Origin of the sequence: Rathayibacter sp. VKM Ac-2879 (assembly GCF_015351245.1) — a bacterium.
Lineage (GTDB): Bacteria > Actinomycetota > Actinomycetes > Actinomycetales > Microbacteriaceae > Rathayibacter.
Genome location: NZ_JADKSO010000002.1, coordinates 636,724 through 650,114, shown reverse-complemented (window position 1 = coordinate 650,114; position 13,391 = coordinate 636,724). Strand labels below are relative to the sequence as shown.

Here is a 13,391-nt window from a genome sequence, read left to right as displayed (position 1 = left end):
TTCAGCCGGAGAGCCCGGAAAGCCCGGCGAGGATGCTGATGATCCCGGTGACGGCGCCTACGATGCCCGTCACGAGTCCTCCGATCGCCAGGCCGCCGCCGCCTCCGAGCTGCGCGGCGCTACGGCGCCCTCGCACTCCGAATGCGATCGCGAGGATCGACGGCACGAGGATCGGGTTGAACAGCAGGCTCACGAGTCCCAACACGAGACTCGCGATCGCGAGCGGATTGCGGGACGCGGCCGACGAAGGCGCCGAGGGATAGGCGTAGAGCTCGGCAGCGTCGCTCGGCGCGGACTGTGGCGTGCCGTAGGCGGGGACCGTCGCGGGTCGTGAGCGATCCGTCCACGCCGTGCCGTCCCAGTAGCGTTCCGTACCGTCGTGCCCCCTACCGCCGAGCGTCTCCACGGCGCCTGGGTCGGGGTACCAGCCGGGGGCGGGCGTGGCGGCGGAGTCGTCGGGCATGCGCCGAGTCTAAATGCCGCCTCTCGGACGGCCGATGCGGGCGCCTCGTCGGAGAGGCACAATGGACGGATCGGATGCGACGCGGGGGGCAACGCCGATCCACAGTCCCCTCCCTTGCATCGCGCCGCGACCGCGGTGAGACGAGAGGACGCCCATGAACTGGAGCATCGACGAGGTGCCCTGGACGGATGCCGAGGCCGAGCGTCTGCGAGCAGCGCAACGCCGCGAGCTCGACGCGCGGTACGGGAGCGACGACCACGAGCCGGGCGTGCCCCCGAGCGCCTTCGACGTGCCCGTCTTCGTCGTCGCACGGGACGAGACGGGGACCGCCGTCGCCTGCGGTGGACTGAGGCCGCTCGAGCCGCAAGTGCTCGGCGCGGGCGCGATCGAGATCAAGCGGATGTTCGTCGATCCGACCGCACGGGGATCGGGCGTCGCCACAGCGGTGCTCCGCGCGCTCGAGGAACGCGCCCGCGGCCTCGGCGCCTCCCGGCTCGTGCTCGAGACCGGAACGGCCCAACCCGACGCCGTTCGCTTCTACTCGCGTGAGGGCTACACGGAGATCCCCCTCTTCGGCGCCTACGTCGGCGGCGAGCTCTCGATCTGTTTCGCCCGCGACCTCTAGAGCCGGAAACGTTTTTCGACGGGAGCCGCCCAGCGGACCCGGGATCGGCGGGTGACCATGGACCGCGACAGCTCCCCCCTCTCGATACCCGATGCGCTCGCCCTCGTCGCGGTGCTGGCGTCCCTTCAGGGCGCCCTCGTCGCGGACGCGCTCCCGCGAGAGCTCGAGCGGATCCTCCGGCATCACCTCGAGCGCAGCGGCCTCCTCCTCGCCGGCTCGGGGCCTCCTGAGACGGCGGCAGCCCTCGGCGCGCTCTCGACCCGAGTCCTCGAGGCGATTGCTGCCGGCGACGATCATCGGCCGCCCCTGCTCGGGTGACCGTCGGCGCGCCGCTACAGTCGAGTGGTCAACCGAGCATAGAGGAGTGTCCGCGCGTGTCGAACGAACCGTCGCATCCCGTCGAGACCGAGTTCCCGTCGGTGGTGACCGAGGCCGGAACAGGATTCACGCACTTCAGCGACCGTGCCGTCGTTGCGATCCGCGTCAACGGCGAGCTCAAGGACCTCGCGGCCGACGTCGTTCCGGGTGACCGCATCGAGCCGGTACTGATCTCCTCGCCCGACGGTCTCGCCATCCTTCGTCACTCTGCTGCGCACGTGCTCGCGCAGGCCGTGCAGCAGATCAACCCCGCGGCCAGGCTGGGTATCGGCCCGCCCGTCACCGACGGCTTCTACTACGACTTCGGCGTCGAGGAGCCGTTCACCCCCGAGTCGCTGAAGGCGCTCGAGAAGGCGATGGACCGCATCGTCCGCCAGGGTCAGCGTTTCGTCCGCCGCGTCGTCACCGAGGACGAGGCTCGCGCCGAGCTCGCCTCCGAGCCGTTCAAGCTCGAGCTCATCGGGCTCAAGGGCGGTGGCGCCAACGAGGAGAGCGTCGAGGTCGGCGGAGCCGAGCTCACGATCTACGACAACGTCGACCCGCGTTCGGGCGAGACCGTGTGGAAAGACCTCTGCCGCGGGCCGCACCTCCCGAACACCCGCATGATCGGCAACGGCTACGCCCTCACCCGCATCGCCGCGGCCTACTGGCGCGGTTCCGAGAAGAACCCCCAGCTGCAGCGTGTCTACGGCACGGCGTGGCCGACCAAGGACGAGCTGCGCGCGCACCAGGCACGGCTCGAGGAGGCGGCCCGCCGTGACCACCGCAAGCTCGGTCACGAGCTCGACCTGTTCTCGTTCCCCGACGAGATCGGCTCGGGGTTGGCGGTGTTCCACCCCAAGGGCGGCATCATCCGCTACGAGATCGAGCAGTACATGCGCGAGCAGCTGCTCGCCCACGACTACGAGCTCGTCTACACCCCGCACATCACCAAGGGCGACCTCTTCACGACGAGCGGACACCTCCAGTGGTATTCCGAGGGGATGTTCCCCCCGATGCACCTCGACGAGCTGCGGGACGAGGACGGGAACGTCACCCGCCAGGGCCAGGACTACTACCTCAAGCCCATGAACTGCCCGTTCCACAACCTGATCTTCCGCTCGCGCGGACGCAGCTATCGCGAGCTGCCCCTCCGGCTGGCCGAATTCGGCACGGTCTACCGCTATGAGAAGAGCGGCACCCTGCAGGGACTCACGCGCGTGCGCGGGCTCACGCAAGATGACGCGCACATCTACGTCACGCAGGAGGATGTGGCCGCCGAGCTGACCCGCAACCTCGAGTTCGTGCTGCAGGTGCTCCGCGACTACGGGCTCCACGATTTCTACCTCGAGCTGTCCACCAACGAGGAGGGCAACCCCAAGTTCGTCGGTGCGCCCGAGCAATGGGAGGAGGCGATCGAGTCGCTGCGCTCGGTCGCCGTCGCCTCCGGGCTCGAGCTGGTCCCCGACCCGGGAGGAGCCGCGTTCTACGGTCCGAAGATCTCGGTGCAGGCGCGCGACGCCATCGGCCGGACCTGGCAGATGTCCACGATCCAGCTCGACTTCAACCAGCCCGAGCGTTTCGAGCTCGAGTACACGGCGTCGGACGGCTCGAAGAAGCGGCCGGTGATGATCCACCGCGCGCTCTTCGGTTCGATCGAGCGCTTCTTCGCGATCCTCACCGAGCACTATGCGGGCGCGTTCCCCGTCTGGCTTTCGCCCGTGCAGGTCGTGGGCATCCCGATCGCCGACGAGTACCTGCCCTTCCTGGAGGAGGTCGTCGGCGAGCTCAAGCGCTCCGGCGTCCGCGCCGAGATCGACTCCTCCAGCGATCGGATGCAGAAGAAGATCCGCAACGCGACCCTGCAGAAGGTGCCCTTCCAGATCATCGTCGGCGAGAAGGACCGCGACGCGGGCGCCGTCAGCTTCCGCTTCCGCGATGGCACGCAGGAGAACGGGATCCCCGTCGCCGACGCGGTCGCGCGTGTCCGCGAGGCGATCGCCACGAAGGCGCAGGTCTGAGCGTGGAGGAGGTCCTCCCCGAGGACGGCTCGCACCTCGCCGGAGTGCCGGACGAGTTCCAGCGCCTGTGGACGCCGCACCGGATGGTCTACATCCAGAAAGGGCAGCCGGGCGAGCACGACTGTCCCTTCTGCGTCGCGCCCACCCTCAGCGATGAGGAGGCGCTCATCGTCGCCCGGGGCGAGCACGCCTACGTGCTCCTCAATCTCTTCCCGTACAACTCGGGGCACCTCCTCGTCTGCCCGTATCGGCACATCCCGCTCTACGACGAGGCCACCGCCGAAGAAGTGGCCGAGATCGGAGCGCTCACCCAGACGGCCATGCGCGTGGTCCGCTCCGTGTCGAACAATGACGGCTTCAATCTCGGGATGAACCAAGGGGCGGTCGCGGGAGCCGGCATCGCCGCGCACCTGCACCAGCATGTGGTGCCGCGCTGGGCGACCGACGCCAACTTCTTCCCGATCATCGCCCGCACCAAGGCGCTGCCTCAGCTGCTCGGCGACGTCCGCGAGAGCATCGCCTCCGCCTGGCCGACCGAGTAGCGCCCCCGCCATCTCGTAGACTTGACGGCGCCGACGGCGGGAGACGCCGCGCGCAGACGTCGGCGTGAGACGCCGCACAGAACAGGACTCGCGAACATGACCGACACCACCACCTCGTCCTCGTCCGCCTCGGAGCAGTTCGGCTCGAGCCGCGTCAAGCGCGGTCTCGCCGAGATGCTCAAGGGCGGCGTCATCATGGACGTCGTCAACGCCGAGCAGGCCCGCATCGCGGAGGACGCAGGCGCCGTCGCCGTCATGGCGCTCGAGCGCGTGCCCGCCGACATCCGCTCGCAGGGCGGCGTCGCGCGGATGAGCGACCCCGATCTCATCGACGGCATCGTCTCGGCCGTCTCGATCCCCGTCATGGCGAAGGCGCGCATCGGCCACTTCGTCGAGGCGCAGATCCTCGAACAGCTCGGCGTCGACTACATCGACGAGTCCGAGGTGCTCTCACCCGCCGACTACGTGAACCACATCGACAAGTGGAAGTTCACCGTCCCCTTCGTCTGCGGGGCGACCAATCTCGGTGAGGCACTGCGTCGCATCACCGAGGGCGCCGCGATGATCCGCTCGAAGGGCGAGGCAGGCACCGGCGACGTCTCGGAGGCGACCAAGCACATCCGCACCATCTCGGCCGAGGTCAACCGTCTCAAGGCGATGACGAAGGACGAGCTCTACGTCGCCGCCAAGGAGCTCCAGGCCCCGTACGACCTGGTCGCGGAGATCGCCCAGACCGGAAAGCTGCCCGTCGTCCTCTTCACCGCGGGCGGAGTCGCGACTCCGGCCGACGCGGCCCTGATGATGCAGCTCGGCGCCGACGGTGTGTTCGTCGGCTCGGGAGTCTTCAAGTCGGGCGACCCCGCCAAGCGTGCGGCGGCGATCGTCAAGGCGACCACCTTCTACGACGACGCCAAGGTCATCGCGGAGGCGTCGCGCGGTCTGGGCGAGGCGATGGTCGGCATCAACGTGGCCGACGTGCCCGCGCCCCACCGCCTCTCCGAGCGTGGCTGGTAGCACCGCGCCCCTCGCGGGGGAGGGCGAGACTCGGGAGTCTCTCGAAGGACTCCGGGTCGGCGTCCTCGCGCTCCAGGGCGACTTCCGCGAGCACGCCCACGTGCTGCGCGAGCTCGGAGCCGAGGTCATCCTCGTCCGGCGGCCGGAGGAGCTCGCCTCCGTCGCGGGTCTCGTGATCCCCGGCGGGGAGTCGACGGTGATGGACAAGCTTTCACGACTGTTCGGCCTCGCGGAGCCGATCGTCTCGGCCATCCGGGCGGGCCTGCCCGTCTACGGCACCTGCGCGGGGCTCATCATGCTCGCCGATCGGGTGCTCGACCGCATCGACGGGCAGCGCAGCTTCGGCGGAATCGACGTGGCGGTGCGCCGCAACGCGTTCGGCAACCAGCTCGACTCCTTCGAGACCGAGCTGGAGGTGCCGGCGATCGGAGATCCTCCGATGCACGCCGTCTTCATCCGGGCCCCCGTCGTCGAGGAGGTGGGGGAGCGGGCGACCGCGCTCGCGACCGTGGCCGACGGCCGCGTCGTCGCGGTCGAACAGGGCAACCTCCTGGGCACGGCGTTCCATCCGGAGATCACGGGCGACTACCGCTTCCACGAGCTGTTCCTGCGGAAGGTCGCGGCGGTCCGCTTCGGCGTCTGACGTTCGACCCGTATTTGGGTGGACGATGTCGGAGGTGCCCGGCAGAGTGGGAGCATGCCCGAACTCCCGGAGGTCCAGGCGCTGGCGCTCGACCTGGGCGCGCGCCTGGCCGGTCGCGTCCTCGAGCGCCTCGACATCGTCGCGATCTCGGCGCTCAAGACAGTGGCGATCCCCCCGTCCGCGCTCGCCGGCGAGATCGTGCACGGGGTGAGTCGCCATGGCAAGTTCCTCGACTTCGCGATCGGCGACGCGCACGTGCTGCTGCATCTCGCGCGCGCCGGGTGGGTGCGCTGGCGGCCAGAGCGCCCCGCAGCTCCTGTCAGGCCCGGTCGCGGTCCGCTCGCCGCGCGCCTCACCCTCGACGACGGCTCCGGTTTCGACGTCACCGAGGCGGGCACCAAGAAGAGTCTCGCGCTCTCGATCGTCGCCGACCCGGCGGAGGTGCCCGGCGTCGCACGCCTCGGCCCCGATCCCCTCGACCCCGCCTTCACGAAGGAGGTCTTCGGCGCGATCCTCGCCTCGGCGGGCAGGGCACAGCTGAAGGGGGTGCTGCGGGACCAGTCGCGCATCGCGGGCATCGGCAACGCCTACTCCGACGAGATCTTGCACGTCGCCCGGATGTCCCCGTTCAGGCCGGCGTCGATCCCTCCCGACGAGCTCGATCGGCTCTACGCCGCCTTGCGCTCCACGCTCGAGGAGGCGCTCGCCCGCGCCGAAGGGCTGCACGCGGCAGACCTCAAGCGCGAGAAGAAGCTCGGTATGCGGGTACACGGTCGCACCGGCGAGCCGTGCCCGATCTGCGGAGACACGGTCCGACAGGTCACCTTCGCCGACTCCAGCCTCCAGTACTGCCCGAGCTGTCAGACGGGCGGCAGACCTCTCGCCGACCGCGTACTGTCGCGTCTGCTGAAGTAGGGCCGGGCTGGGTCGGGCGCGGCTCGATTACACTGGCCTAGCTATCAGCGGCACCTGCGGGAGTCGCACGAAACGAACTTTCCGAGGGAGCACCGTGTCCGGGCATTCCAAGTGGGCCACGACCAAGCACCAGAAGGCGATCAAAGACTCGCGTCGCGCGAAGTCGTTCGCCAAGCTGATCAAGAACATCGAGGTGGCGGCCAAGATCGGCGGAGCCGATCTCTCCGGCAACCCGACGCTCGTGGACGCCGTGCAGAAGGCCAAGAAGACCTCGGTCCCCAACGACAACATCGATCGTGCGATCAAGCGCGGCGCGGGCCTCACGGGCGAGGTCATCGACTACACGACGATCATGTATGAGGCGTACGGCCCGAACGGCATCGCCCTGCTCGTCGAGTGCCTCACAGACAACAAGAACCGTGCCGCCGCCGATGTCCGCACCGCGATGACGCGCAACGGCGGCACCATGGCCGACCCGGGCAGCGTCGCCTACAACTTCGCCCGCAAGGGAGTCATCAGCGTCCCGCACGGCGCGGACGTGACGGAGGACGACGTCCTCGGTGCCGTACTCGACTTCGGCGTGGACGACGTGATCGATCACGGCGAGAGCTTCGAGGTCCGTACCGAGCCGAGCGAGCTCGTCCCTGCCCGGTCGGCGCTGCAGGAGGCGGGCATCGACTATGACTCGGCCGACGTCGAGTTCGTCGCCTCGCTCCAGGTCGAGGCCGATGCCGAGACGGCGCGCAAGGTATTCCGCCTGATAGACGCGCTCGAGGACTCGGACGACGTGCAGAACGTGTACACCAACCTCGACATCACGCCCGAGGTCCGCGCCGAGCTCGAGGACGAGGAGTGACCGGGTGAGCCCGGACGGCTCCCCGGGAGCGCGCTGATGCGCGTCCTCGGGATCGACCCCGGGCTCACCCGCTGCGGAGTCGGCATCATCGACGTCGCTCGCGACCGCCGCGCCACTCTGGTGCACGTGAGCGTGCTCCGGACACCGGCAGACGACTCGCTAGAACGTCGCCTCCTCGCCCTCGGCGACGGGATCGAGGCGCTGCTCGACGAACACCGTCCCGACGCCGTCGCGATCGAGCGAGTGTTCGCCCAGAGCAACGTGCGCACCGTGATGGGCATCGCCCAGATCAGCGGAGTGGCGCTCGTCGCAGCCGCTCGTCGCTCGCTCCCCGTCGGCATGCACACTCCGAGCGAGGTGAAGGCCGCAGTCACCGGCTATGGCGCGGCCGACAAGCGCCAGGTGACCGCGATGATCCAGCGTGTGCTGCGCCTCGACACGCCGCCGACTCCCGCCGACGCGGCCGACGCCCTCGCCCTTGCGGTGTGCCACGCGTGGCGTGCTCCTCTCGCGACCGCGCCCGATCCCTCGGGCGGGGAGACGGCGGCGCAACGCGCGTGGCGCGCCGCGGAGGCCTCCACTCGAACGCCTGTTCGAGCATCTAGACTGACGCGGTGATCTCCTCTCTCCGCGGCACCCTCCTCTCCGCCCGCGGGAGTCTCGCCGTGCTCGACGTCCACGGCGTCGGCTACGCCGTCAACGTGACTCCGCAGCACGCGCTCGAGATGCGTGTGGGCGACGAGACCACGGTGAGCACAGTGCTCGTCGTCCGCGAGGACTCGCTCACCCTCTACGGCTTCCCCGACGTGGAGCAGCTCGAGATCTTCGAGCTCCTCATCGACGTCACGGGCGTCGGCCCGAAGTCGGCGCTCGGCGTGCTCGGCGCGGTCGAGCCCGATCGGATCGCCCAGGCGGTCGCGGACGAGGACGACGCCGTGTTCCGCAAGGTGAGCGGTATCGGGCCGAAGACCGCGAAGCTCATCGTCCTGTCGCTCGCGGGCAAGCTCGCCGTGCGGCCGCGCGCCGCTCGCGGCTCCGGTCCTGCGGCCAGCGCCGCGCAGAGCGTGCTCTCGGCGCTCGTCGGCCTCGGCTGGCCTGAGCGCACGGCCGCCGACGTCGTCGATGACATCCTGCTCGATGCGCAGGCCTCGGACGCCGCGAACGTGCAGGCGCTGCTCCGCCTCGCCCTCGCGCGCCTCGGTCCGGCGGCGCGCTCGTGAACGGCGACGAACTGCTCGGACCGGAGGTCGCCTCCGAGGCCGAGATCGCCTTCGAGGGGGCGCTGCGCCCCCGGAGCCTCAGCGAGTTCGTCGGCCAGCGGAAAGTGCGTGGTCAGCTCGAGCTGCTGCTCAAGGCTGCCGCGATGCAAGGCCGCACGCCCGATCACATCCTGCTCGCCGGCCCACCAGGGCTCGGCAAGACCACCCTCGCCATGATCGTCGCCGAAGAGAGCTCCTCGCCGCTGCGGCTGTCGAGCGGCCCAGCGATCCAGCATGCCGGCGATCTCGCGGCCGTCCTGTCCTCCCTCCTGCCGGGCGAGATCCTGTTCATCGACGAGATCCATCGCATGGCGCGCTCGGCCGAAGAGATGCTCTATTTGGCGATGGAAGACTTCCGGATCGACATCATGGTCGGCAAGGGCGCGGGAGCGACCTCGGTGCCACTCGATCTCGCCCCGTTCACGCTCGTCGGCGCGACGACGCGCTCTGGCCTGCTCCCGAACCCTCTGCGGGACCGCTTCGGCTTCACCGCCCACCTCGAGTTCTATGCCGAGGACGAGCTGCGGCAGGTCCTTGCTCGCGCGGCGCGCCTGCTCGAGCTCGACATCGACGCGGAGGCCGTGGCCGAGATCGCCGGACGCTGTCGTGGCACCCCGCGCATCGCCAACCGTCTCCTCCGCCGCGTGCGCGACTTCGCGCTCGTGCACGGCGGGCGCGCCGACGTCACCGCGGTGCGAGCGGCATTGGAGCTCTACGACGTCGATGCCCTCGGCCTCGACCGGCTCGACCGTGCCGTCATGGAGATCGTGCTGACCCGTTTCGACGGCGGACCGGTGGGCCTCAACACCCTCGCCGTCTCGGTGGGGGAGGAGGCCGAGACGGTCGAAGCGGTCGTCGAGCCGTTCCTCGTGCGCATCGGCCTGCTCACTCGCACACCGCGCGGCCGTGTCGCGACGTCCGCCGCTTACCGGCACTTCGGTCTCGACCCGCAGGGAAGCGGAGCGTCTCAGCAGTCGTTGTTCGGGGATGACCTATAATCTTCAAGGCCCGACGGGCCGCTCGATCCGCTCACGACCGGCGCTGACGCCGCGCGGGGGATCGCCAACCCACTTCGGAAGGCTCACCCATGGATCCGACGATCATCCTGCTCGTCCTGCTGCTCGCCGTGATGATCATCTTCATGTTCCGCAACAACAAGAAGCGTCAGCGTGACGCGGAGAACATGAAGAACAACCTCGTCCCCGGCGTCGAGCTCATGACGGGTTCCGGCCTGTTCGGCACCGTCGTCTCGATCGATGAGGACGCGAACAAGATCATCATCGAGACCACGCCCGGCACGCTCCTGACGATCCACCGTCAGGCGATCGGGCGCCTCATCGACCCGAGCGAGAACGCTGTCGTCGTCGTCGCCGACGAACCGGACGAGCAGGTCGTCTCGAGCGACGCGCCGGAGTTCGGCGAACGCGACGCGGCACACCGCGACCCGCTGGTCGACCCCGCGGAGCGCGATCGGCGCCCCGACGCGCAGTAGTCTCTGGGGCGGGCAGAGCGCAGGAGCGCTCGCCCGCCCTTCTCCCTGTTCGGGCATCCCCGGACCGATCACCGTCGACCGAAGAGAAAGCTGAGCCCTGGGTGGCCGCATCAACCCCCGTCCGGAAGGCCCGGCGTTCACTGAGCTGGCTCGGTGTCCTGATCCTCGCCCTCATCGGACTCAACGCCGCCGCTGTGATCTGGGGCGGCGGGTCCTGGACCCCGAAGCTCGCCCTCGACCTCGAGGGCGGCACGCAGATCGTGCTCCAGCCCCAGCTCGACGACGGTGAGACCGTATCGTCCGAGCAGCTGACCCAGGCCGTCTCGATCATCCGCCAGCGGATCGACGCCTCGGGAGTCTCCGAGGCCGAGATCACGACGCAAGGCTCCAGCAACATCGTCGTCTCCATCCCCGGAACCCCGGACGACGAGACTCTGCAGCGCATCGAGGCGTCCGCGAAGCTCGACTTCCGCCCCGTCCTCGTCGCGAGCCAGGCGACGAACAGTGCCGTCGGAGGCGACGCGACCTCGTCCCCGTCCCCGACGCCGCTGGATCCCTCGCTCTCGACCGTGCCGACCTCCTCGCCGACCAACGCGAGCGACCTCGCCTACGTGACCCCGGCGCTCGAGGCCCAGTACAGCTCCTTCGACTGTGCCTACCTCAACAGCCAAGACCCCAACCTCGCCCCGGCCGACCAGCCGCTCATCACGTGCGACACCTCGGGCACGGCGAAGTACATCCTCGGCCCCGTCGAGATCACCGGCGAGGACATCTCCGACGCCTCCAACGGCCTGATGACGACCTCCTCGGGAGCCAGCACCGGCACCTGGGCGGTCAACCTCTCGTTCGACGCGCAGGGCACCAAGGCTTTCGGCGACGTGACCTCGCGGCTGGTCGCCCTCAAGGGCTCGCAGAACCAGTTCGCGATCGTGCTCGACGGCCGAGTCATCTCGGCTCCCTCGACCAACGCCGCGATCACCGACGGCAACGCCCAGATCTCGGGCTCCTTCACCCAGGAGTCATCCAAGACCCTCGCCGATCAGCTCAAGTACGGCGCGCTCCCGATCGGCTTCCAGGTACAGAGTTCCGACAGCATCTCGGCGACGCTGGGATCGGCCCAGCTCGCGAGCGGCCTGCTCGCGGGGCTCATCGGTCTGATCCTCGTCATCGTCTACTCCATCGTGCAGTACCGCGTGCTCGGCTCGATCACCATCGCCTCGCTCGTCGTCGCGGCCGTCGTCACCTACCTGGTGATCACCCTGCTGTCCTGGCGGGAGGGTCTGCGGCTCTCGCTCGCCGGAGTCGCGGGATTGATCGTGTCGATCGGCATCACGGCAGACTCCTTCATCGTCTACTTCGAGCGCATCCGCGACGAACTGCGTGACGGACGCGGCCTGGAGTCGGCGGTCGAGTCGGGCTGGCGACGCGCGTTGCGCACGATCTTCGCCTCTGACATGGTGAACCTGCTCGCCGCCGTGGTCCTGTTCTGGCTCGCCGTGGGTAGCGTGCGCGGCTTCGCGCTGACGCTGGGGATCACGACGATCATCGACCTCATCGTCGTCTCGCTCTTCACCCACCCCATGCTGCAGCTTCTCGCGACGAGACCCTTCTTCGCCGACGGACACCGTGCCTCCGGTCTCGACCCGCGAGCACTCGGTGCCGTCTACCGCGGGCGAGCGGCGTTCCGCCCGCAGGACCAGGTGATCGCCGGCAAGCGCACGGCGGCGGCCCGCGAGGCGGCCCGGCGCCAGACCATCGCCGAGCGCAAGGCCGCCGAGGCGGCCGGCACGCGAGACTCCACTGATTCGAACGGGAAGGACGCGTGATGGCCAGCTTCTCGCAGTTCGGAAACGACCTCTACACCGGTGCGCGCTCGATCGACTTCGTCGGTCGCCGACGTACCTGGTATCTGATCTCGCTTGTGCTGATCCTCATCACGGTGCTCGGCACGGTGGCGAGGGGCGGGTTCAACTTCAGTATCGAGTTCACGGGCGGATCGGAGTTCACGGTCTCGACTCCGTCGAGCCTCGATCAGGGCACCGCGACCGATGCGGTGACGAGTGTCGATCCCGCGACCGTGCCGCGGGTGTCCGTCGTCGGCGACGACTCGATCCGTGTGCAGACGGGGCAGCTCTCGACCGATCAGACGGCCGCGATCCGCAACTCGCTTGCGACGGCGTATGGGGTCGACTCCGACAAGGTCACGTCCTCGTTCATCGGCGCGGCGTGGGGGAGTGACGTCACGCAGCAGGCCATTCGCGGTCTCGTGATCTTCGTGGTGCTCGCGGCACTGGCGATGTGGGCGTACTTCCGCACGTGGAAGATGTCGCTCGCCGCCATCGTCGCGCTGCTGCACGACCTCGTGATCGTGGCGGGCGTCTATGGCATCACGGGCACGGAGGTGTCGCCCGCGGCGGTCATCGGCCTGCTCACGATTCTCGGCTACTCGCTCTACGACACGGTCGTGGTCTTCGACAAGATCCGTGAGAACACGGCGGAGGCGATGGGCAGCACCACCCGCACCTTCGCCCAGACCGTGAACCTGGCCGAGAACCAGACGCTCGTGCGCTCGATCAACACCTCGGTGGTGGCCGCGTTGCCAGTGGCGGCGATCCTCGTGATCGGTGCCTTCGTGCTCGGGGCCGGAACGCTCCGCGACATCTCGCTCGCCCTGCTCATCGGCATCATCGTGGGCACCTACTCGACGATCTTCGTCGCGGCGCCCCTGTACGCCCAGCTGCGAAGCCGCGAGAGCGAGATCGCCAAGCGCGACAAGCGGGTCGAGTCGGCGCGGGCGCGGGCCATGACCCCCGCGGCGGCGGGCTCTTCGGAGGCGTCGTGACCGAGGTCACGCAGGTCCCGGCCGCGGAGGCCATCGGTCTCGTCGAGCGCGACGAGGTCTGGCTGCTCGACGTGCGTGAGCCGCACGAGTGGGCCCTCGGCCACGCGCCGGAGGCTCACCACCTCCCGATGGGGCAGCTCGGTGCTCGGCTCGACGAGCTGCCGGCCGATGCGTCGATCCTGGTGGTCTGCCACCTCGGCATGCGCTCCGAACGGGTGGCGCAGGCGCTCGAGGCGGCAGGCTTCGAGAGCGCAAGCGTCACCGGCGGCATGAGCGCGTGGGTCGCGGCTGGCGGGTCGGCCATCGATGACGCCGGGCGACCGGGCCGCATCGACTGACGCCGCGCGTCCGCCTCCGGCGGA

At 69.3% G+C, this 13,391-nt stretch carries 16 protein-coding genes; 15 read left to right on the top strand and 1 reads right to left on the bottom strand.

Annotated features, from left to right (window positions below; translation table 11 throughout):
- Position 1: 1 nt before the first annotated feature.
- Positions 2-463: a DUF2510 domain-containing protein gene (locus ITJ45_RS08010; protein ID WP_194607922.1), complete on the bottom strand. Its 462-nt coding sequence runs from the start codon at positions 461-463 to the stop codon at positions 2-4.
- Between the two features lie 154 nt (positions 464-617).
- Here ITJ45_RS08010 and ITJ45_RS08005 point away from each other — a divergent pair, with 154 nt between their 5' ends.
- The 15 genes from ITJ45_RS08005 to ITJ45_RS07935 all read left to right on the top strand — a co-directional run bounded on the left by ITJ45_RS08005 (position 618) and on the right by ITJ45_RS07935 (position 13,367).
- A complete protein-coding gene (locus ITJ45_RS08005; RefSeq protein ID WP_194607923.1) occupies positions 618-1,088 on the top strand; it encodes a GNAT family N-acetyltransferase in 471 nt (156 codons plus the stop codon).
- A 57-nt stretch (positions 1,089-1,145) separates the two neighbouring features.
- Entirely contained in the window at positions 1,146-1,406 is a 261-nt protein-coding gene (locus tag ITJ45_RS08000) for a hypothetical protein (RefSeq protein ID WP_194607924.1), read from the top strand.
- Between the two features lie 101 nt (positions 1,407-1,507).
- Positions 1,508-3,466, top strand: a complete 1,959-nt coding sequence (gene thrS / locus ITJ45_RS07995) for a threonine--tRNA ligase (protein WP_194609035.1) — start codon at positions 1,508-1,510, stop codon at positions 3,464-3,466.
- A gap of 2 nt (positions 3,467-3,468) precedes the next feature.
- Positions 3,469-4,008: an HIT domain-containing protein gene (locus tag ITJ45_RS07990; RefSeq protein WP_323742886.1), complete on the top strand. Its 540-nt coding sequence runs from the start codon at positions 3,469-3,471 to the stop codon at positions 4,006-4,008.
- A gap of 96 nt (positions 4,009-4,104) precedes the next feature.
- Entirely contained in the window at positions 4,105-5,022 is a 918-nt protein-coding gene (gene pdxS, locus ITJ45_RS07985; RefSeq protein WP_194607925.1) for a pyridoxal 5'-phosphate synthase lyase subunit PdxS, read from the top strand.
- A complete protein-coding gene (pdxT, locus tag ITJ45_RS07980; protein WP_194607926.1) occupies positions 5,012-5,665 on the top strand; it encodes a pyridoxal 5'-phosphate synthase glutaminase subunit PdxT in 654 nt (217 codons plus the stop codon). Before pdxS ends, pdxT begins: the two co-directional genes overlap by 11 nt.
- Before the next feature lie 54 nt (positions 5,666-5,719).
- Entirely contained in the window at positions 5,720-6,580 is an 861-nt protein-coding gene (locus ITJ45_RS07975) for an Fpg/Nei family DNA glycosylase (RefSeq protein WP_194607927.1), read from the top strand.
- A 94-nt stretch (positions 6,581-6,674) separates the two neighbouring features.
- A complete protein-coding gene (locus ITJ45_RS07970) occupies positions 6,675-7,436 on the top strand; it encodes a YebC/PmpR family DNA-binding transcriptional regulator (protein WP_194607928.1) in 762 nt (253 codons plus the stop codon).
- A gap of 36 nt (positions 7,437-7,472) precedes the next feature.
- Positions 7,473-8,054 (top strand): crossover junction endodeoxyribonuclease RuvC, encoded by a 582-nt coding sequence (gene ruvC, locus ITJ45_RS07965; protein WP_194607929.1) that lies wholly within the window; start codon positions 7,473-7,475, stop codon positions 8,052-8,054.
- Entirely contained in the window at positions 8,051-8,656 is a 606-nt protein-coding gene (ruvA, locus tag ITJ45_RS07960; protein WP_194607930.1) for a Holliday junction branch migration protein RuvA, read from the top strand. The genes ruvC and ruvA overlap by 4 nt, the downstream gene beginning before the upstream one ends.
- Positions 8,653-9,693: a Holliday junction branch migration DNA helicase RuvB gene (gene ruvB, locus ITJ45_RS07955; protein ID WP_194607931.1), complete on the top strand. Its 1,041-nt coding sequence runs from the start codon at positions 8,653-8,655 to the stop codon at positions 9,691-9,693. The genes ruvA and ruvB overlap by 4 nt, the downstream gene beginning before the upstream one ends.
- Before the next feature lie 89 nt (positions 9,694-9,782).
- The gene (yajC, locus tag ITJ45_RS07950) at positions 9,783-10,187 is read left to right on the top strand and encodes a preprotein translocase subunit YajC (RefSeq protein WP_194607932.1); all 405 of its coding nucleotides are present in this window, start codon (positions 9,783-9,785) and stop codon (positions 10,185-10,187) included.
- A 101-nt stretch (positions 10,188-10,288) separates the two neighbouring features.
- Positions 10,289-12,013 (top strand): protein translocase subunit SecD, encoded by a 1,725-nt coding sequence (gene secD / locus ITJ45_RS07945; protein WP_194607933.1) that lies wholly within the window; start codon positions 10,289-10,291, stop codon positions 12,011-12,013.
- Positions 12,013-13,029 carry a protein translocase subunit SecF gene (gene secF, locus ITJ45_RS07940; RefSeq protein ID WP_194607934.1) on the top strand — a complete coding sequence of 339 codons (1,017 nt, stop codon included), beginning with the start codon at positions 12,013-12,015 and terminating at the stop codon, positions 13,027-13,029. The genes secD and secF overlap by 1 nt, the downstream gene beginning before the upstream one ends.
- Positions 13,026-13,367, top strand: coding sequence for a rhodanese-like domain-containing protein (locus ITJ45_RS07935; protein WP_194607935.1), 342 nt, complete (start codon positions 13,026-13,028; stop codon positions 13,365-13,367). The genes secF and ITJ45_RS07935 overlap by 4 nt, the downstream gene beginning before the upstream one ends.
- Positions 13,368-13,391: the final 24 nt, after the last annotated feature.

What these genes read in the sequence shown, in the direction of transcription:
- ITJ45_RS08000 (WP_194607924.1), top strand. Translation starts at nt 1,146, where the DNA reads ATGGACCGCGACAGCTCCCCCCTCTCGATACCCGATGCGCTCGCCCTC.
- pdxS (WP_194607925.1), top strand. Translation starts at nt 4,105, where the DNA reads ATGACCGACACCACCACCTCGTCCTCGTCCGCCTCGGAGCAGTTCGGC.
- secF (WP_194607934.1), top strand. Translation starts at nt 12,013, where the DNA reads ATGGCCAGCTTCTCGCAGTTCGGAAACGACCTCTACACCGGTGCGCGC.
- yajC (WP_194607932.1), top strand. Translation starts at nt 9,783, where the DNA reads ATGGATCCGACGATCATCCTGCTCGTCCTGCTGCTCGCCGTGATGATC.
- ruvC (WP_194607929.1), top strand. Translation starts at nt 7,473, where the DNA reads ATGCGCGTCCTCGGGATCGACCCCGGGCTCACCCGCTGCGGAGTCGGC.
- ITJ45_RS08010 (WP_194607922.1), bottom strand. Translation starts at nt 463, where the DNA reads ATGCCCGACGACTCCGCCGCCACGCCCGCCCCCGGCTGGTACCCCGAC.
- ITJ45_RS08005 (WP_194607923.1), top strand. Translation starts at nt 618, where the DNA reads ATGAACTGGAGCATCGACGAGGTGCCCTGGACGGATGCCGAGGCCGAG.
- ITJ45_RS07975 (WP_194607927.1), top strand. Translation starts at nt 5,720, where the DNA reads ATGCCCGAACTCCCGGAGGTCCAGGCGCTGGCGCTCGACCTGGGCGCG.